This is a genomic window from Streptomyces sp. NPDC003042, from assembly GCF_053591315.1.
This window is the reverse complement of sequence record NZ_JBSFTP010000002.1, coordinates 53,209-71,603: the sequence shown is the minus strand read 5'-3', so window position 1 is coordinate 71,603 and position 18,395 is coordinate 53,209. Positions and strand designations below refer to the sequence as shown.

General features: G+C 70.9%; 14 protein-coding genes. 10 read left to right on the top strand and 4 right to left on the bottom strand.

Annotation, left to right across the window (positions count from 1 at the left end; all coding sequences use genetic code 11):
• The first annotated feature begins 1 nt into the window (after position 1).
• Positions 2-2,593 carry an ATP-dependent helicase HrpB gene (gene hrpB / locus ACWDYJ_RS01640; protein WP_451563424.1) on the top strand — a complete coding sequence of 864 codons (2,592 nt, stop codon included), beginning with the start codon at positions 2-4 and terminating at the stop codon, positions 2,591-2,593.
• On the opposite strand, the gene ACWDYJ_RS01635 is transcribed toward hrpB, so the two are convergent.
• The 3 genes from ACWDYJ_RS01635 to ACWDYJ_RS01625 all read right to left on the bottom strand — a co-directional run bounded on the left by ACWDYJ_RS01635 (position 2,583) and on the right by ACWDYJ_RS01625 (position 4,611).
• Entirely contained in the window at positions 2,583-3,584 is a 1,002-nt protein-coding gene (locus ACWDYJ_RS01635; RefSeq protein WP_451563423.1) for a DUF3068 domain-containing protein, read from the bottom strand. The two genes, hrpB and ACWDYJ_RS01635, sit on opposite strands and share 11 nt — an antisense overlap.
• A gap of 13 nt (positions 3,585-3,597) precedes the next feature.
• On the bottom strand, positions 3,598-3,738 hold the full coding sequence (locus tag ACWDYJ_RS01630) for an SPW_0924 family protein (protein ID WP_451563422.1): 141 nt from the start codon (positions 3,736-3,738) through the stop codon (positions 3,598-3,600).
• Between the two features lie 78 nt (positions 3,739-3,816).
• On the bottom strand, positions 3,817-4,611 hold the full coding sequence (locus ACWDYJ_RS01625) for a lytic transglycosylase domain-containing protein (protein WP_451563575.1): 795 nt from the start codon (positions 4,609-4,611) through the stop codon (positions 3,817-3,819).
• A gap of 463 nt (positions 4,612-5,074) precedes the next feature.
• On the opposite strand from ACWDYJ_RS01625, the gene ACWDYJ_RS01620 reads away from it, so the two are divergent.
• Complete coding sequence (locus ACWDYJ_RS01620; protein ID WP_451563421.1) at positions 5,075-5,938, top strand: DUF4184 family protein; 864 nt, start codon at positions 5,075-5,077, stop codon at positions 5,936-5,938.
• A gap of 31 nt (positions 5,939-5,969) precedes the next feature.
• Here ACWDYJ_RS01620 and polA read toward each other — a convergent pair whose 3' ends face one another.
• Positions 5,970-8,690: a DNA polymerase I gene (gene polA / locus ACWDYJ_RS01615; RefSeq protein ID WP_451563420.1), complete on the bottom strand. Its 2,721-nt coding sequence runs from the start codon at positions 8,688-8,690 to the stop codon at positions 5,970-5,972.
• 118 nt (positions 8,691-8,808) lie between these two features.
• On the opposite strand from polA, the gene ACWDYJ_RS01610 reads away from it, so the two are divergent.
• The 8 genes from ACWDYJ_RS01610 (at position 8,809) to ACWDYJ_RS01575 (ending at position 18,384) form a co-directional block, all read left to right on the top strand.
• Positions 8,809-11,085 carry an FdhF/YdeP family oxidoreductase gene (locus ACWDYJ_RS01610; RefSeq protein WP_451563419.1) on the top strand — a complete coding sequence of 759 codons (2,277 nt, stop codon included), beginning with the start codon at positions 8,809-8,811 and terminating at the stop codon, positions 11,083-11,085.
• A 54-nt stretch (positions 11,086-11,139) separates the two neighbouring features.
• Positions 11,140-11,598 (top strand): PaaI family thioesterase, encoded by a 459-nt coding sequence (locus tag ACWDYJ_RS01605; protein ID WP_451563418.1) that lies wholly within the window; start codon positions 11,140-11,142, stop codon positions 11,596-11,598.
• 56 nt (positions 11,599-11,654) lie between these two features.
• Positions 11,655-12,068 carry a hypothetical protein gene (locus ACWDYJ_RS01600; protein ID WP_451563417.1) on the top strand — a complete coding sequence of 138 codons (414 nt, stop codon included), beginning with the start codon at positions 11,655-11,657 and terminating at the stop codon, positions 12,066-12,068.
• Between the two features lie 628 nt (positions 12,069-12,696).
• Complete coding sequence (locus ACWDYJ_RS01595) at positions 12,697-13,929, top strand: branched-chain amino acid ABC transporter substrate-binding protein (RefSeq protein WP_451563416.1); 1,233 nt, start codon at positions 12,697-12,699, stop codon at positions 13,927-13,929.
• A 104-nt stretch (positions 13,930-14,033) separates the two neighbouring features.
• The gene (locus ACWDYJ_RS01590) at positions 14,034-14,963 is read left to right on the top strand and encodes a branched-chain amino acid ABC transporter permease (RefSeq protein WP_451563415.1); all 930 of its coding nucleotides are present in this window, start codon (positions 14,034-14,036) and stop codon (positions 14,961-14,963) included.
• 5 nt (positions 14,964-14,968) lie between these two features.
• Entirely contained in the window at positions 14,969-16,783 is a 1,815-nt protein-coding gene (locus ACWDYJ_RS01585) for a branched-chain amino acid ABC transporter permease (RefSeq protein WP_451563414.1), read from the top strand.
• Between the two features lie 3 nt (positions 16,784-16,786).
• Positions 16,787-17,671: an ABC transporter ATP-binding protein gene (locus ACWDYJ_RS01580; protein WP_451563413.1), complete on the top strand. Its 885-nt coding sequence runs from the start codon at positions 16,787-16,789 to the stop codon at positions 17,669-17,671.
• Positions 17,668-18,384: an ABC transporter ATP-binding protein gene (locus tag ACWDYJ_RS01575; protein ID WP_451563412.1), complete on the top strand. Its 717-nt coding sequence runs from the start codon at positions 17,668-17,670 to the stop codon at positions 18,382-18,384. Before ACWDYJ_RS01580 ends, ACWDYJ_RS01575 begins: the two co-directional genes overlap by 4 nt.
• Positions 18,385-18,395: the final 11 nt, after the last annotated feature.

The following is an 18,395-nucleotide window of genomic DNA, read 5'->3' as shown; positions in this document are numbered from 1 at the left end:
GGTGATCCGTACCGCCGCCCTCGAAGCCCTTCCCGTACGGGAGGCCGTGCCCGCGCTCGTCTCCGCCCTGGACGGCCACGGCGCCGCCGTGCTCTGCGCCCCGCCCGGCACCGGCAAGACCACGCTGGTGCCGCTGGTACTCGCGGGCCTCGTCGCCGGCGGGCCGCGCCGCCGGGTCGTGGTCGCCGAGCCCCGGCGAATCGCCGCCCGGGCGGCGGCGCGGCGGATGGCCTGGCTGCTGGGCGAGCGGGTCGGCGAGTCGGTGGGCTTCACGGTGCGCGGCGAGCGGGTCGTGGGCGCCGGAACCGTGGTGGAGGTGGTGACCACCGGGGTGCTGCTCCAGCGGCTCCAGCGCGACCAGGAGCTGGCCGGCGTCGACGTGGTGGTCCTGGACGAGTGCCACGAACGGCACCTCGACGCCGATACGGTCGCCGCGTTCCTCCTGGACGTACGCGAGACCCTGCGCCCGGAGCTGCGCCTGGTCGCTGCTTCGGCGACGACCGACGCGGCCGGCTGGGCCCGGCTGCTCGGGGGCGCGCCGGTGGTGGAGGCCGCCGGGATCTCGTATCCGGTGGAGACGGTGTGGGCGCCGCCCGCCCGGCCGGTGCGGCCGCCGCACGGGATGCGGGTGGACCCGGCGCAGCTGGCGCACGTGGCCTCGGTGGTGCGGCGGGCGCTGGCGGAACGTTCCGGCGACGTCCTGTGCTTCCTGCCCGGCGTGGGCGAGCTGGCCCGGGTCGCCGGACAGCTGGCCGGGGTGGACGCCGAGGTGCTCCAGGTCCACGGCCGGGCGTCGGCGGCCGTGCAGGACGCCGCGCTGACGGCCGCGCCGCACCGCCGGGTCATCCTGGCCACGGCGGTCGCGGAGTCGAGCCTGACCGTGCCGGGCGTACGGGTGGTCGTGGACTCCGGACTGGCCCGCGAGCCCCGCGTGGACCACGCCCGGGGCCTGGGCACGCTGGCGACCGTACGGGCGTCCCGCGCGGCCGGGCGCCAGCGGGCGGGCCGGGCCGGGCGGGAGACGCCGGGGGCGGTGTACCGGTGCTGGGAGCAGGCCGAGGACGCGCGGCTGCCGGCGTTCCCCTCCCCCGAGATCCGGATCGCGGACCTGGCGCAGTTCGCGTTGCAGGCCGCCTGCTGGGGCGACCCGGACGCGACCGGACTGGCGCTGCTCGACCCGCCGCCGGCCGGGGCCATGGCCGCCGCGCGGGAGGTGCTGGTCGCCGTGGGCGCGGTGGACGACGCCGGTCGGCCCACCCCGCGCGGGCTGCGCATGGCCCGGCTCGGACTGCACCCCCGCCTCGCGCGGGCGCTGCTGGACGGGGCCGAGGCGCTGGGCGCGCGGCGGGCGGCGGAGCTGGTGGCCCTGCTGAGCGAGGAGCCGCCGCGCGAGTACGGGGACGACCTCGCCTCTGCCTGCCGCTCGGCGCGGGCCGGGGGTGACGGGTACTCCGCCCGCTGGCGGACGGAGGTCCGCCGTCTGGAGCGTGCCGCCCAGGACCCCGCGGGGCTCTCCCCCGCCCCACCCCTTCCCGAACCGGCCTCCGCCCGGACCCGGCCCTCAAGCGCCGGACGGGCTGACCGTGCGCGGGCGCCCGGGGGCGGGGCGCCCGTTTCCGACGACGACGCCGCCGGGCTCGTCGCAGCCCTGGCGTTTCCGGAGCGCGTCGCCAAGGCCAAGGGCGAGGGGGCCTTCCTCATGGCCAACGGCACCGGGGCCGAGCTCGGCGCCGGGTCACGGCTGCGCAGCGCGCCGTGGCTGGCCGTCGCCGTCGCCGACCGGGCCCCGCACTCCGCCTCCGCCCGGATCCGGCTGGCCGCCGTCATCGACGAGGACACCGCCCGGCTCGCCGCCGCCCACCTGCTGACCGAGGGCGAAGAGGTCCACTGGGAGGACGGGGACGTCGTCGCCCGCGCGGCCCAGCGGCTCGGCGCGATCGAACTGGTCGCACGGCCACTGCGCGATCCCGACCCGGCCCTCGTCCGGGCCGCCCTGCTCGACGGGCTGCGCGCCGAGGGCCTCGGCCTGCTGCGCTGGTCCCAGGACGCGCGGGCGCTGCGGGCCCGGCTCGGCTTCCTGCACCGCACGCTCGGCGGCGCCTGGCCGGACGTAGAAGACGACGGGGCCCTGCTGGAGCGGTCCGACGACTGGCTGGAGCCCGAGCTGTCCCGCGCCCGCCGCCGGGCCGACCTCGGCCGGATCGACGCCGGGCAGGCCTTGAACCGGCTGCTCCCCTGGGCCACCGGCGAGGCCTCCCGGCTCGGTGAGCTGGCACCCGAAAGGATCGAGGTGCCCAGCGGTTCCCGGATCCGGGTCGACTACACCGGTGGGCAGCCCGTGCTCGCCGTGAAGCTCCAGGAGCTGTTCGGGCTGGCCGAGACGCCCCGGGTGGCGGGCGTTCCCGTACTCGTCCACCTGCTGTCGCCCGCCGGTCGGCCCGCCGCCGTCACCGCCGACCTCGCGTCCTTCTGGCAGGGCGGCTACCGCGCCGTCCGCGCCGAGCTGCGCGGCCGCTACCCCAAGCACCCGTGGCCCGAGGACCCGGCGACCGCCGAGCCGACCCGCCACACCAACGCCCGGCTCAAGCGCTGAGTTCCTCCCGGCTGGGCTCCTCACGGCTGAACCTCTCTCGTACGTGTCGGCTCCGCGCCTCCAGCCACAGCGCGAAGCCCAGGAGCGCGAGAGCGCCGGCCGTGAGGCCGATCGGCGCGTACGTGTGCAGGGCGAGGACCTTCGTACGGTTCGAGCTGACCAGGTCGAAGGTGTACTCGGCGTAGTCCTCGCGCATCTTCACGTGCCCGGCGAAGGCCGTGAGCTTGCCGTCGGGGCCGCCCGCCGCGATGCCGCCGCGCATCTCCTGCTGGATGACCTGCTCGGCGTTGACGGGCGCACCCGTCACCGGGTCGACCCAGAACATTGCCTTGACCGTGTACCAGAGGCTGGTGCCGGTGGTCTCCTCGATCGTCGCCGGGTCGATGCCCTCGATCGGCATCTTCTTCGGCATGGCGACCTTGGTCCAGGGGACGGTCTGCTCGAAGTAGTAGACCTCCATGCCCCTGAACGTGCGCGGGCCCACGTAGTGGATCGGCGAGGAGGTACGGGTCTGCGCGTCGAAGTAGAGGTAGTCGCGCGGCTCGGTGAAGAAGGGCCACTTGAACTCGATCCCCTCGCGCCGGACCGGGTCGCCGTCGACCATCTCGCCCGTGGCGTGCACCGGGTCCTGGGTGTGGGCGTCGAAGATGTAGCGCTCGGGGATCTGGGAGACCATCTTCCCGTCCGGGCCCATGATGTACGAGAGCGTGTCCCAGACGACGACGTCCTTCCCCGCGTCAGCCTCGATCTCCTTCGACGCCTCGACGTTGCCCTTGAGCGTCTGGACGATCGTGACCTTGTCGACCTTCTTGGGCTTCATGCCGTCGAGGTAGTCGATGAGGGTCGCGTCCTTCGCCTCCAGGACCATCTCCTGGTACTGGTTCGGCGGGATCTTGGCGAGCCGCGGATACGCGTACCAGCGCAGGAGTGGTGCGAGGGCCGCGCAGAACACGGCGAGGGCCAGCAGGACGAGGCTCGCTCTGCGTCGCATGGCCGGGCCTCCTCTACTGTCCGGGCGCGGAGGGCGCGGTGGTGAGCAGCGGCTTGGGCGAGGTCTTGCCTTCCGGCACCCCGACCGCCGTGACGGCGAGGACGAGGGCCAGCGCGGCGGCCAGCCCGATGGCGGCGGCGACGAGAGCGCGCATGCCGGGGCCTCCGGAATCTGATTGAGCGTCAGGGCGGAGGCACCGTAGCAATGCGGGGGTGAGATGAGAACCGTTCGACTACGGGGTTCGCGTCAGGCCGGTCGCCGACGGCGTGGCGCTCGGCGCGGGTGACGGAGTCGTGGCGGGGGTGGGCTTGGGGGACGGCGTGCGGGTGGGGGTCGGCGTCGGGGTGGGGGTGGGGGTGGGGGTGGGCTTCGGGGTGGGTGTCGGGGTGGGGGTCGGCTTCGGCGTAGGAGTCGGGCTCGGCGTGGGGGTCGGCGTGGGCTTCGGGGCGGGCGTGGGAGTCGGCTTCGGCGTCGGCGTGGGCTCCGTCGGCTTCGGGGTCGGCTTCGGCTTCGGCCTCGCCGGCGTCCCCGTGGCCGCCGCGCCGGCAGCGGGACCGGTGTCCGGGATCTGGTGCGCCCCCTGGAGGTAGTACGCGAACCAGGACCGCACCGTCCGCAGGTACTCCGTGGACTGGTTGTACGAGAGCACCGCCCGGTCGAGATCCGCCGGTACCCGCAGGTCGCGGGTCCCCGCGCACAGGTAGCGCCCGGCCGCCAGGGCCGCGTCGTGGATGTTGTTCGGGTTGCGCCGGCCGTCGCCGTCCGCGTCCTGGCCCCACGCCGCCCAGGTGGAGGGGATGAACTGCATCGGCCCGACGGCCCGGTCGTGGCGGGAGTCCCCGTCGTACGCCCCGCCGTCCGTGTCGGAGATGTTCGCGAAGCCGTTCCCGTCGAGCACCGGCCCGAGGATCGGCCGCAGCGTGGTCCCGGCGGCGTCCACCCGGCCGCCGCCCGCCTGTCCGGACTCGACCTTGCCTATCGCCGCGAGGAGCTGTCGGCGTAATCCGCAGCGGGCGTCGCTCTCCATCACCACCGGACCGGGGCTCTGCGGCCCGCTCTCGGCTCCGCCGACGCCTATGGCGTCGGCGGCGCGTCGTCGGTCGGCAGCAGTACGGCCGACGGTTCCGGGCCCACCAGTGACGGCAGTTCGGTGAATTGAAGCTCTCTCCCGGTGAACCCGGGAGATTCCCACCTAGGTCACCCTGGCGGGTTTGACGGGACACGCCCGTCCGACGACGATCCTCCCGACCGCCGGGGCGGGTACGGGACCCACCCAAGTTGTGCTGCACTTCAGCGACTTCAGCTTGGTTATCACTGAGGTCCCCGATTACTTTAGCGCACTCCCACGCTCCCGCACTTCGAATCAAGGACGCTCTGCGACATGAGCCGGCCCCTCCTCCTCGACGTCGGGCGCGACCTTACGTCAGCTCCCTGCACGGGGCACGTACTGTGGACCGGAATTCACGACATCCCCACGTCGACGAGGTGCCATGCCGTTCACTCTCAGCCACGCGGCTGCCGTACTTCCGGCCATGCGCCGGACCGGGCGCGCCCGGGGGCCGTTGGTCGCCTCGGCGCTGGTGCTCGGGTCGTTCGCGCCGGACACCTTCTACTTCGCGGACGCGGTCGTGCAGGGCCTCATGGGGTACGGGGCCTTCACGCATTCACTGCTGGGCGTCCTGACCGCGGACGCCGTCCTGACCGCCGCCCTCGCCGCGTGCTGGCTGCTCCTGCGCGAACCGCTGATCGCGCTCCTGCCGCGCCGGTGGAGGGGCCGCGCGTACACCTTCGTACGCGGCGAGCGCTGGCGCGGGCGCCGACTGCCCGTGCTCGCCCTCTGGTTCTACCTCTCGGCGGTGGCCGGCTCCCTCACGCACGTGGTGTGGGACAGCTTCACGCACCTGGACCGCTGGGGTACCGAGGCGTTTCCGGAGCTGGGCGAACCGCTCGCCTTCGGGCTGCCGCTCTACTCGTTCCTCCAGTACGGCAGTTCGGCGATCGCCGCCTGCGCCCTGCTCTGGTTCACGGTGACGGGCCTGCGCCGGCTGCCGGCCTCGCCCGTCCCGCCGTCCGTGCCGGTGCTCGGCCGCGGGGAGATCTGGGGCGCCCTCGTCCTCGTCGTGCTGTGCGTGACGGCCGGCGTCACGATGCGGGTGATCCGCTGGTACACCTTCTTCGACCGGATCCACAGCCCCCTCGACATCATCCCGACCGTCTGCTTCGGGGCGGGCGGCGGTCTCGCCGTGGCGCTGCTGCTGTACGGGCTCCTCGTCCGCCTCCGGCACCGCCACGACCGCGAGGACCACGACCGGGACGGGGACCGGAACGCGCGAACGCCCGTCCCCACCGCATAGCGGGGACGGGCGTTCGCAGGGCCTGCGGACCTCAGTGCGCGGCGGACTCCCAGTCGGGGCCGACACCCACGGACACGTCCAGCGCGGCCCGGAGCTCGACGGCCGCGCCCATTTCCCGGCGGACCAGCTCCTCGACCTGCTCCCGCTCGCCCGGAGCGATCTCCAGCACGATTTCGTCGTGGACCTGGAGCAGCATCCGCGACTTCAGCCCGGCCTCGGTGATCGCCTTGTCCACGCGCAGCATCGCGACCTTGACGATGTCGGCGGCGGTGCCCTGGATCGGTGCGTTCAGCGCCATCCGCTCGGCGGCCTCGCGGCGCTGGCGGTTGTCGCTGTTGAGGTCGGGAAGGTAGCGGCGGCGCCCGAAGATCGTCGCCGTGTATCCGGTGGCCCGGGCCTCGTCGACCACGCGCCCGAGGTACTCGCGGACCCCGCCGAACCGCTCGAAGAAGGTCTTCATCAGGCCGCTCGCCTCGGCGGGCTCGATGTTCAGCTGCTGGGCCAGACCGAACGCGGAGAGCCCGTACGCCAGACCGTAGGACATGGCCTTGATCTTGCGCCGCATCTCGGCGTCGACCTGGGAGCGCTCCACGCCGAAGACCTGGGAGGCGACGGTGGTGTGCAGGTCCTCGCCGGTCGCGAACGCCTCGATCAGGCCCTCGTCCTCGGAGAGGTGCGCCATCACGCGCAGCTCGATCTGGCTGTAGTCGGCGGTCATCAGCGACTCGTAGCCCTCGCCGACGACGAAGCCGCGGCGGATGGCCCGGCCCTCGTCGGTGCGGACCGGCACGTTCTGCAGGTTGGGGTCGGTGGAGGAGAGCCGTCCCGTCGCGGCGACGGTCTGGCTGAAGCTGGTGTGCACCCGGCCGTCGGCGGCGATGGTCTTGACCAGGCCCTCGACAGTGACGCGCAGCTTGGCCTGCTCCCGGTGGCGGAGCATGATCACCGGCAGTTCGTGGTCGGTCTGGCCGGCCAGCCAGGCCAGCGCGTCCGCGTCCGTGGTGTAACCGGTCTTGGTCTTCTTCGTCTTCGGCAGGTCCAGCTCGCCGAAGAACACCTCCTGGAGCTGCTTGGGCGAGCCGAGGTTGAACTCGTGGCCGACCGCCGCGTGCGCCTCTTTTATGGCCTGCTGCACCGCGCCCGCGAACTGCTGCTCCATGGCTTCCAGGTGGTCGCGGTCGGCGGCGATGCCCGCCCGCTCCATCCGCGCGAGCAGCTCGGAGGTCGGCAGCTCCATGTCGTGGAGCAACTCGACCGCGCCCACCTCGGCGAGCTTGTCGGTGAAGGCGTCGCCCAGGTCCAGGACCGCGCGGGCCTGCGCCATCAGCGCCTCCGCCTCGGCGGTCTCGTCCGCTCCGAAGGCCAGCTGCCCGTCCGCGGCGGCCGGAGCCAGCTCCCGGTGCAGGTATTCGTTCGACAGCACGTCCAGCGCGAAGGAGCGGCGGCCCGGCTTGACCAGGTAGGCGGCGAGCGCGGTGTCCATGGTGACGCCCGCGAGGGTCCAGCCGTGCTCCGGGAAGACCCGCATCAGGCCCTTGGCGTTGTGCACCACCTTGGCCCTGCCCGGGTCCGCGGCCCAAGCCGCGAAGGCCCGCTCGTCCGCCTCGTCCAGCTCGGCCGGCTCGAACCAGGCGGCCGCGCCCGTGGCCGAGGCCAGGGCGATCTCGCTGACGTTGCCCTGGCCCAGCGCCCAGCTGTCGACGGTGGAGACACCCAACGGGCTGCCCGCGTGGCTCTCCAGCCACGGCGCCAGCTCGCCCGCGCCCAGCACCGAGCCGTCCAGCTCCACACCGGCCGCCGGAGCAGGGGGTTCCTCCTCGGCCACACCGGGGTCGACGGCCAGCAGCCGCTCCCGCAGCGAGGCGTTGCGGATCTCCAGCACGTCCAGCACCCCGGCCACGGCGGTCCGGTCGTACGGCGCGCGCACCAGGTCGGCCGGGCTCCGGGGCAGCTCCACGTCCTTGACCATCTCGGTCAGGACCCGGTTGAGCTTCACGGCCTCCAGGTGGTCCCGGAGGTTCTGCCCGACCTTGCCCTTGACCTCCTCGACGCGCTCCACCAGCTCGGCGAACGACCCGAACTGGGTGATCCACTTGGCCGCCGTCTTCTCGCCGACACCCGGGATGCCCGGCAGGTTGTCGGACGGGTCGCCGCGCAGCGCGGCGAAGTCCGGGTACTGCGCGGGGGTGAGGCCGTACTTCTCCTCGACCTTCTCCGGGGTGAACCGGGTCAGCTCGGAGACGCCCTTCGTCGGATACAGCACGGTGGTGTGCTCGGAGACGAGCTGGAAGGAGTCACGGTCGCCGGTGACGATCAGCACGTCGAAGCCGAGGGCCTCGGCCTGCGTCGCCAGCGTCGCGATCACGTCGTCGGCCTCGAAGCCGTCGATCGCGAACCGCGGCACACGCATCGCGTCCAGCAGCTCGCCGATCAGCTCGACCTGCCCCTTGAACTCGTCGGGGGTCTTGGACCGGTTCGCCTTGTACTCGGGGAACTCCGTCGAGCGCCACGTCTTGCGCGACACGTCGAACGCCACGGCGAAATGCGTGGGCGCCTCGTCGCGCAGCGTGTTCGCCAGCATCGACGCGAAGCCGTAGATGGCATTGGTCGGCTGCCCCGTGGCGGTCGTGAAGTTCTCCGCGGGCAGCGCGAAGAACGCCCGGTACGCCAGGGAGTGCCCGTCCATGAGCATCAGGCGGGGGCGGTCCGCTGCGGTCGTCTGGTCGGTCTTCTTCGATGCTGTCTCTGCCACGCCTCCGATCCTAGGCGCCCGCACTGACAATTCCGGACGGGCCGTTCCTCCGTCGGCGATGCCCGCGGAGCGTGACAGGATCGGAGTCGTACGCGCAGACAGCTCGAAGGGGAGCGACATGGCCACCAAGCCGCCCGCAGGTGATCCCGTACAGGACGCGCCGCAGGTCGCGCCTCCCCAGCACGCGGCCGCCGGACTGCCCGCGATCGCGCACACCCTGAAGATCGCCCAGCAGCAGATGGGCCTGGCGCGCACGGCCCGCACCCTCCTCAAGGTCAACCAGAAGGACGGCTTCGACTGTCCGGGCTGCGCCTGGCCGGAGGGAGACAAGCGGCACACCGCGGAGTTCTGCGAGAACGGCGCCAAGGCCGTCGCCGAGGAGGCCACGCTGCGCCGGGTCACCCCGGCGTTCTTCGCCGAGCACCCCCTCGCCGACCTGGCCGCGCGCTCCGGATACTGGCTGGGCCAGCAGGGCCGGATCACGGAGCCGATGCTGCTGCCGGAGGGCGGCGACCGCTACGAGGCGATCAGCTGGGAGCGGGCGTTCGCGATCATCGCGGAAGAGCTGACCGCCCTGGGCTCCCCCGACGAGGCCCTCTTCTACACCTCGGGCCGCACCAGCAACGAGGCCGCGTTCCTCTTCCAGCTCTTCGCCCGCGAGTTCGGCACCAACAACCTGCCCGACTGCTCCAACATGTGCCACGAGTCCTCGGGCTCCGCGCTGAACGAGACCATCGGCATCGGCAAGGGCAGCGTCTCCCTCGAAGACCTCCACCAGGCCGACCTGATCATCGTCGCCGGGCAGAACCCGGGCACCAACCACCCCCGCATGCTCTCCGCCCTGGAACAGGCCAAGTCCGCCGGCGCGAAGATCATCTCGGTGAATCCGCTGCCCGAGGCCGGCATGGAGCGGTTCAAGAACCCCCAGAGCCCCCTCGGCATGCTCAAGGGCACCGCCCTCAACGACCTCTTCCTGCAGATCCGCATCGGCGGCGACCAGGCCCTCTTCCGCCTCCTCAACAAGCTCGTCATCGAGGCGGAGGCGGACGGCGCCACCGACGAGGCCTTCATCCGCGAACACACCCACGGATACGAGGACTTCGCGGCCGCCGCCAAGGAAACCGACTGGGACGAGACCCTCACCGCCACCGGCCTGACCCGGCCCGAGATCGAGCGCGCCCTGGCCATGATCCTGGCCTCGAAGCGCACCATCGTCTGCTGGGCGATGGGCCTCACCCAGCACAAGCACGCCGTCGCCACCATCCGCGAGGTCGTCAACCTCCTGCTGCTGCGCGGCAACATCGGCCGCCCCGGCGCCGGCGTCTGCCCCGTCCGCGGCCACTCCAACGTCCAGGGCGACCGCACCATGGGGATCTTCGAGCGGCCGGCGCCCGCCTTCCTCGACGCCCTCGACAAGGAATTCGGGATCACCGCGCCCCGCCACCACGGCCTCGACGTGGTCCGCTCCATCCAGGCCCTGCGCGACGGCAAGGCCAAGGTGCTCTTCGCCATGGGCGGCAACTTCGTCGGCGCCACCCCCGACACCGAGGTCACCGAGGCCGCGATCCGCCGCGCCTCCCTGACCGTGCACGTCTCCACCAAGCTCAACCGCTCCCACGCGGTCACCGGCCGGCGCGCCCTGATCCTGCCCACCCTCGGCCGCACCGACAAGGACGTCCAGGGCAGCGGCAAGCAGTTCGTGACCGTCGAGGACTCCATGGGCATGGTCCACGCCTCCCGCGGCAACCTCGCCCCCGCGAGCCCCCACCTGCTGTCCGAGCCGGCCATCGTGGCCCGGATGGCGCGCGCCGTCCTCGGGGAGGCCTCCGCCACCCCGTGGGAGGAGTTCGAGCAGGACTACGGGACGATCCGCGACCGGATCTCCCGCGTCGTCCCCGGCTTCGAGGACTTCAACGCCCGCGTGTCCCGCCCGGGCGGCTTCCAGCTCCCGCACGCCCCGCGCGACGAGCGCCGCTTCCCCACGAAGACCGGCAAGGCCAATTTCACCGCCGCGCCCGTGGAGTACCCCAGGGTCCCGGCGGGGCGGCTGCTCCTGCAGACCCTGCGCAGCCACGACCAGTACAACACCACGATCTACGGCCTCGACGACCGCTACCGCGGCATCACCGGCGGCCGCCGGATCGTCATGGTCAACCCCGTGGACGCGGCCGAGCTCGGGCTGGCCGACGGCTCGTACACGGACATCGTCGGCGAGTGGAAGGACGGCGTCGAACGGCGCGCCCCCGGCTTCCGCGTCGTGCACTACCCGACCGCGCGCGGCTGCGCGGCCGCCTACTACCCGGAGACCAATGTGCTGGTCCCGCTGGACGCCACCGCCGACACCAGCAACACCCCGGCGAGCAAGTCCGTCGTCGTGCGCTTCGAACCGGCCTGATAGAACGACCTCAGGACAAGCAGGTTAACGAACGTTGACGAACGGAGCCGGCCCATGGGCGAGCGCCACCCAGTGAAGTTCCCGCAGGAAGTCCTCGACGAGTACGCGGCCCTGGGCATAGACCTGCCCGCGCTGTTCTCGGCGGGCCACCTCGGCGAGCGCATGGACGTCCGCATCCTGGAGGCCTCGGCCGACCGGGTCGTGGGCACCATGCCCGTCGAGGGCAACACCCAGCCCTACGGACTGCTGCACGGCGGGGCCTCCGCCGTACTGGCCGAAACCCTCGGCTCGATCGGCGCGATGCTGCACGGCGGAATCAGCAAGATCGCCGTCGGCGTCGACCTGAACTGCACCCACCACAGGGGCGCCCGCTCCGGCCTGGTCACGGGCGTCGCCACCCCCGTCCACCGGGGCCGCTCCACCGCCACGTACGAGATCGTGATCACGGACGAGCAGGACCGCCGCGTCTGCACCGCCCGCCTGACCTGCCTGCTGCGCGACACCGACTCGTAACAACGGGGCCAGTACGGGCAGTTGTGCGCCCACCGGCGCCGGTCTAGCGTTCCCCCATGGGATCCGGACCGGCGCCGCGTCGCGCCACGGCCGCACACGCGATGACGGCGCTCCTGGCCACCACGCTCCTCGGCTGCGCCACGGGCCACCCCACCCCGGCCGACGCGACCGCCACCGCCCCCACCGCACGGCCCACCACCGACCGGGACCTGTGCGCCGCCCTGATCACCCACTGGGCCGGGGTCGTCCTCGACGCCGGCGAGGACCGCGACGCCGTCCGGCTCGACTACCAGGCCATGGGCCTGTCCGGCGGCCAGAACGACATCCTCCGCGCCGTCCTCGACGCGGCCCGGGCCGAACAGCGCGCCAGGGGCCGCGAGGCCGCGCGTGAGCTCGCCACCCGCCAGGCCGACCTGCGCTGCGCCGAGCGCTACCGCTCGGGCGCCCCGACCGGCGGTCCCTGGCAGTGAGCCGCCCCCGTTCTCGTTCACCGTGCGTGTGCGGACCCGGTCCGGCCCCGCCCGGCCGCCGCGGGCGTCGGCGGAGGTGATCCGGCCACCGCTTCGGGTCGCGGCGTCGGCGGGGGGAGTGCGGAACCTCGCGGTGCTGATTCAGGCGAAGGAATGCGTGCGCCTAACACGGAATTCTGGGTCCATTTTGGGGGTGACCCTCAGTAATGAAATCAAGAACGGAGAGCACGGTTACCTCCCTGCTGACCGATATGCCAGGGATCTTTCCGTCGCTTTGACCAGCGCTCATCCCGAAGATCGAGACACCGGCTCCACGGAGCCGTCATGACCAACAAGCCCCAGAGTCCTGGCCATGACAGTACTCAAACCGCTCTACGGTCCTCACGGATCTCAGCATGCGGACAAGACGAATCGGCCTGAATTCCCCCGTTCCACCCCCAGAGATCCGCTATGCAGTACGCCGTGGCATAACAAGAGAGTCACGCATTGGCCTGAGCCCTCCATATCCCCCGATGTCCCGCCTAGAGTCACCGCCAGTTACCGCGACCGCCGGATTCCACTCAGTTCGGTTCCCCGCGTTCGACTCGACGCGTCCCAGGGGGGACGCGGCGCCTGGAAAGGACTGATCGTGCGTCATCGTTCGCTCATCGCCGTGACGGCCGCCCTCGCCGCGGGCGCTCTCACTCTCACCGCCTGTGGCTCGCGCGACGACAAGGGCGGCGCCGCCTCCGACGGTGGCAACACCACGGTCGTCATCGGCGTCGACTCCCCGACCACCGGTGACCTGTCGGCCCTCGGCCTCGGCATCCGCAACTCCGTCGACCTCGCCGTGCGCCAGGCCAACGAGAAGAAGTACGTCAAGGGCGTCACCTTCAAGATCGAGGCCCTCGACGACCAGGCACAGGCCGCCTCCGGCCAGCAGAACGCCACCAAGCTCGTCGCGAACAAGGACGTCCTCGGCGTCGTCGGCCCGCTGAACTCCTCGGTCTCCGAGTCGATGCAGAAGGTCTTCGACGACGCCAAGCTCGTCCAGATCTCCCCCGCCAACACCAGCCCCTCCCTCTCGCAGGGTGCCAAGTGGGCGACCGGCGAGAAGGTCCGCACCTTCAAGAGCTACTTCCGCACCGCCACCACGGACGCCATCCAGGGCCCGTTCGCGGCGCAGTACCTCTTCAACAAGGCGGGCAAGAAGAAGGTCTTCATCATTGATGACAAGAAGACCTACGGCTCCGGCCTCGCCGGTACCTTCAAGGGCGAGTTCACCAAGCTCGGCGGCAGCGTCGTCGGCGAGGGCCACATCGACCCGGAGAGCAAGGACTTCTCCGCCGTCGTGACCCAGGTCAAGAGCTCCGGCGCCGAAGTCGTCTACTACGGCGGCGAATACCCGGCAGCCGGCCCGCTCAGCAAGCAGATCAAGGCCTCCGGCACCAACATCCCGCTCATCGGCGGCGACGGCATCTACGACAAGAAGTACGTCGAGCTCGCCGGTGAAGGCGCCGTCGGCGACTTCGCCACCTCGGTCGGCGCGCCCGTCGAGAGCCTGCCCTCCGCCAAGGAGTTCATCGCCAACTACGAGAAGGCCGGCTTCAAGGAGCCGTTCGCTGCCTACGGCGGCTACTCGTACGACTCCGCCTGGGCCGTCATCGAGGCCGTCAAGGCCGTCGTCGACGCCAACAACGGCAAGCTCCCCACCGACGCCCGCGCCAAGGTCCTCGACGCCGTCCAGAAGGTCTCCTTCGACGGCGTGACCGGCAAGGTCTCCTTCGACGAGTTCGGTGACGCCACCAACAAGCAGCTCACCGTCTACAAGGTCGAGGGTGGCGAGTGGAAGTCCGTCGAGTCCGGCACCCTCGTCGGCTGACCTTCACCAGCTAGCTCACAAGCAGCACCCCCACTTGCCGCGCGGGGCGCACACACAGCGCCCCGCGCGGTGTCACATCCGTCGAAAGACTCGGAGGACCTGCGGTGCACGAACTGCCGCAACAGCTGGTCAACGGCCTGCTACTGGGATCCATGTACGGGCTCGTCGCCATCGGCTACACGATGGTTTATGGCATTGTCCAGCTCATCAACTTCGCCCACGGCGAGATCTTCATGACCGGCGGCTTCGGAGCCCTCACGGTCTGGCTGATGCTCCCCACGGGCACGACCATGTGGGTCGCGCTGCCCCTGATGCTCATAGGCGCGGTCTTTGTGGCCACCACCATCGCAGTCGCCGCGGAACGCTTCGCCTACCGCCCACTGCGCAGCGCGCCGCGCCTCGCCCCCCTCATCACCGCCATCGGGCTCTCCATCGCCCTCCAGCAGGCGGTATGGGCCTGGTACCCGGACGCCAATAGCTCCCTCATCTTCCCCGAGATCGCCGGCGGACCCTTCCACCTCGGCAGCATCACCATCCAGACCGGTGACATCTTCCTGATGATCGCCGCCCCCGTCTCCATGGCCTTCCTCGGCTTCTTCGTCAAGAAGACGCGCACCGGCCGCGGCATGCAGGCCACCGCGCAGGACCCCGACACCGCCAAGCTCATGGGCATCAACACCGACCGCATCATCACCACCGCGTTCGCCCTCGGTGCCGTGTTCGCCGCCGTCGGAGCCGTCGCCTACGGCCTCAAGTACGGCGAAGTCAAGTTCCAGATGGGCTTCCTGCTCGGCCTCAAGGCCTTCACCGCAGCCGTGCTCGGCGGAATCGGCAACATCTACGGCGCCATGGTCGGCGGTCTCGTCCTCGGCCTCGCCGAGACCCTGACCACCGTCTACGTCGCCGAAATCCCGGGCTTCGAGCAGCTCGGCGGACAGTCCTGGGGCAACACCTGGGCGTTCGTACTTCTCATCCTCGTGCTCCTCTTCCGGCCACAGGGCCTGTTGGGCCAGCGCGTGGCGGACAGGGTGTGAGATCCATGACGACCAACACCGCGGACACCGCGAAGACCCCCGCACCGGGCAAGGGATTCATCCCCCTCCCCGAGAAGACGGCCCGCGCCCTCGCCACTGCCGGCGGCGCCCTCACCGTCCTCTCCGCCTTCCTCGCCTGGACCTGGACCCCTGCCTTCCCCGGCAACCTCACCGTCTACGGCTACCCCGGCGGCCTCCAGTGGCTCGCCCTCATCGGCGGCGCCCTCACCGCCGTCTTCGGCCTCGCCTCCTACGGCGTCAAGGGCCTGCGCTGGCTCACCCCCGCCGGAGCCGACGCCGCGATCAAGCTCTCCGCCCTCGCCGCGTTCGCCGTCACCTGGTACACCGTCATCGCCATCGTGGTGAAGCTCGGCGCACTCGTCGACCTCGAACCCGGCGCCGGTGTCGCCGCCCTGGTCAGCCTCCTCGCAGTCGTCGGCGCCCTGGCACTCCCCTTCGAACGCCCCGTACTCGAAGGGCCCGACCCCGACGACTCCGGGTGGGAGAAGTTCAAGCACGAAGCCGGCAACAAGTGGACGACCGTCAAGGCCGCCCTCGCCTCCGGCCCCGTCGCCCCGACCCGCGTCCTCCCCGCCTGGGCCGAGATCCTGCTGATCGCCGCCGTCCTCGGCCTCGCGCTCACCGTCTTCACCTACGGCATCACCACCCCGTACCAGGAACTGTTCGTCGGCTTCCTGATCATCACCAGCTTCGGTGCCGCGGCACTCAACAAGGCCGGTCTCATGGCCCGCCTCACCACGCTCACCGCCCGGCACCGCAACGTCGCCCTCGTTGGCGCCTTCGCCGCCGCGGCTCTCTTCCCGCTCACCCAGACCGACGACCAGTACGCGAACCTCGGGGTCAACATCCTGATCTTCGCCACCGTCGCCCTCGGCCTGAACATCGTGGTCGGCCTCACCGGCCTCCTCGACCTCGGCTACGTCGCCTTCCTCGGCGTCGGTGCCTACACCGCGGCCCTGGTCTCCGGCTCCCCGAGCTCACCGTTCGGCATGCACCTGCCCTTCTGGGCGGCGCTCCTCGTCGGCGCGGCGGCCTCCATGGTCTTCGGCGTCCTCATCGGCGCCCCGACCCTGCGCCTGCGCGGCGACTACCTCGCCATCGTGACGCTCGGCTTCGGAGAGATCTTCCGCATCTCGATGAACAACCTCGACGGCGTCTCCGGGCCCGACATCACCAACGGCCCCAACGGCATCGCCAACATCCCGAACATCAACCTGTTCGGATTCGACTTCGGCGCCTCACACACCATCGCCGGATTCACCATCGGCCGGTTCTCGAACTACTTCCTGCTGATGCTGCTGATCACCCTCATCGTGGTCCTCGTGTTCCGCCGCAGCGCGGAATCCCGCATCGGCCGCGCCTGGGTCGCCATCCGCGAGGACGAGACCGCCGCCGAAGCCATGGGCATCAACGGCTTCCGCGTCAAGCTCATCGCCTTCGCCCTCGGCGCCACCCTCGCCGGCCTCGCCGGCGCGGTCCAGGCACACGTCCAGTACACGGTCACCCCCGACCAGTACAAGTTCGCCGAGTCCGTACCGCCGAACTCCGCCTTCCTGCTCGCCGCAGTCGTCCTCGGCGGCATGGGCACCATCGCGGGACCCCTGATCGGCGGCTCGCTGCTCTTCCTGATCCCCAACAAGCTCCAGTTCCTGGGCGAGTACCAGCTCCTCGTCTTCGGCCTCGCCCTCATCATCCTCATGCGACTGCGCCCCGAAGGCCTCATCCCCAACCGGCGCAACCAGCTCGAACTCCACGAGCCGGTCCCAGCTCCCACAGTCCTCGGTAAGGCAGGGGTCTGACCCATGACGACCACCACCACCGACACCCCGGCCGCCACCACCGCCGAGACCGTCCTCGACGCACGCGGCGTCACGATGCGCTTCGGCGGCCTCACCGCCGTCAAGAACGTCGACCTCACCGTGCGCAGCGGCGAAATCGTCGGACTCATCGGCCCCAACGGCGCCGGCAAGACCACGTTCTTCAACTGCCTCACCGGCCTCTACATCCCCACCGAGGGCGAAGTCCGGTACAAGGGCACGGTCCTGCCGCCCAAGTCCTACAAGGTGACCGCAGCCGGCGTCGCCCGTACCTTCCAGAACATCCGTCTCTTCAACAACATGACGGTCCTGGAAAACGTCCTCGTCGGCCGCCACACCCGCACCAAGGAAGGCCTCTGGTCCGCCCTCCTGCGCCACCCCGGCTTCCACCGGGAAGAGAAGGCCAGCCGCGAGAGAGCCATGGAACTCCTGGAGTTCATCGGCCTCGACAACAAGGCCGAACACCTCGCCCGCAACCTCCCCTACGGCGAACAGCGCAAGCTCGAAATCGCCCGCGCACTCGCCAGCGACCCCGGCCTCATCCTCCTGGACGAGCCCACCGCCGGCATGAACCCCCAGGAAACCCGGACCACCGAAGAACTCATCTTCGCCATCCGGGACCAGGGCATCGCCGTCCTCGTCATCGAGCACGACATGCGCTTCATCTTCAACCTCTGCGACCGGGTCGCCTGCCTCGTCCAGGGCGAGAAGCTCATCGAAGGCACCGCCAGCGAGGTCCAGGGCGACGAACGCGTCATCGCCGCCTACCTCGGCGAACCCTTCGAAGGCGCCCCCGGCGCCGAAGAAGTCGCGGAGGTCGAGGCCGCCGAGGCGCACAGCACCACCAGCACGGACGGAGAAGCCAAGTGACCGCACTCCTCGAGGTCGAGGACCTCCGCGTCGCCTACGGCAAGATCGAAGCCGTCAAGGGCATCTCCTTCAGCGTCGACGCAGGCCAGATCGTCACCCTCATCGGAACGAACGGCGCCGGCAAGACCACGACGCTGCGCACCCTCTCCGGCCTGATCAAACCGCGCGGCGGCCAGATCAAGTTCGAGGGCAAGTCGCTGAAGAAGGTCCCCGCGCACGACATCGTCTCGCTCGGACTCGCCCACTCCCCCGAGGGGCGGCACATCTTCCCGCGCATGACGATCGAGGACAACCTCCTCCTCGGCGCCTTCCTCCGCAAGGACAAGGAAGGCATCCAGAAGGACGTCCAGCGCGCCTACGACCTCTTCCCGATCCTGGGAGAGCGCCGAAAGCAGGCGGCCGGCACCCTCTCTGGCGGCGAGCAGCAGATGCTCGCCATGGGCCGCGCGCTCATGTCGCAGCCCAAGCTGCTCATGCTGGACGAGCCGTCGATGGGCCTCTCGCCGATCATGATGCAGAAGATCATGGCGACGATCTCGGAGCTCAAGGCGGCCGGCACCACCATCCTGCTGGTCGAGCAGAACGCCCAGGCCGCGCTGTCCCTGGCCGACCAGGGTCACGTCATGGAGATCGGCAAGATCGTCCTGTCGGGCCCCGGCCGCGAACTCCTCGTCAACGAGGACGTCCGCAAGGCCTACCTCGGCGAGGACTGACCGTCCTTTCC

Bases quoted from the DNA above. Each gene is read 5' to 3' on its own strand.
- ACWDYJ_RS01625 (WP_451563575.1), bottom strand. From the start codon at position 4,611: ATGGAGAGCGACGCCCGCTGCGGATTACGCCGACAGCTCCTCGCGGCG.
- ACWDYJ_RS01585 (WP_451563414.1), top strand. From the start codon at position 14,969: ATGACGACCAACACCGCGGACACCGCGAAGACCCCCGCACCGGGCAAG.
- ACWDYJ_RS01600 (WP_451563417.1), top strand. From the start codon at position 11,655: ATGGGATCCGGACCGGCGCCGCGTCGCGCCACGGCCGCACACGCGATG.
- ACWDYJ_RS01620 (WP_451563421.1), top strand. From the start codon at position 5,075: ATGCCGTTCACTCTCAGCCACGCGGCTGCCGTACTTCCGGCCATGCGC.
- ACWDYJ_RS01610 (WP_451563419.1), top strand. From the start codon at position 8,809: ATGGCCACCAAGCCGCCCGCAGGTGATCCCGTACAGGACGCGCCGCAG.
- ACWDYJ_RS01605 (WP_451563418.1), top strand. From the start codon at position 11,140: ATGGGCGAGCGCCACCCAGTGAAGTTCCCGCAGGAAGTCCTCGACGAG.
- ACWDYJ_RS01580 (WP_451563413.1), top strand. From the start codon at position 16,787: ATGACGACCACCACCACCGACACCCCGGCCGCCACCACCGCCGAGACC.
- ACWDYJ_RS01635 (WP_451563423.1), bottom strand. From the start codon at position 3,584: ATGCGACGCAGAGCGAGCCTCGTCCTGCTGGCCCTCGCCGTGTTCTGC.
- ACWDYJ_RS01630 (WP_451563422.1), bottom strand. From the start codon at position 3,738: ATGCGCGCTCTCGTCGCCGCCGCCATCGGGCTGGCCGCCGCGCTGGCC.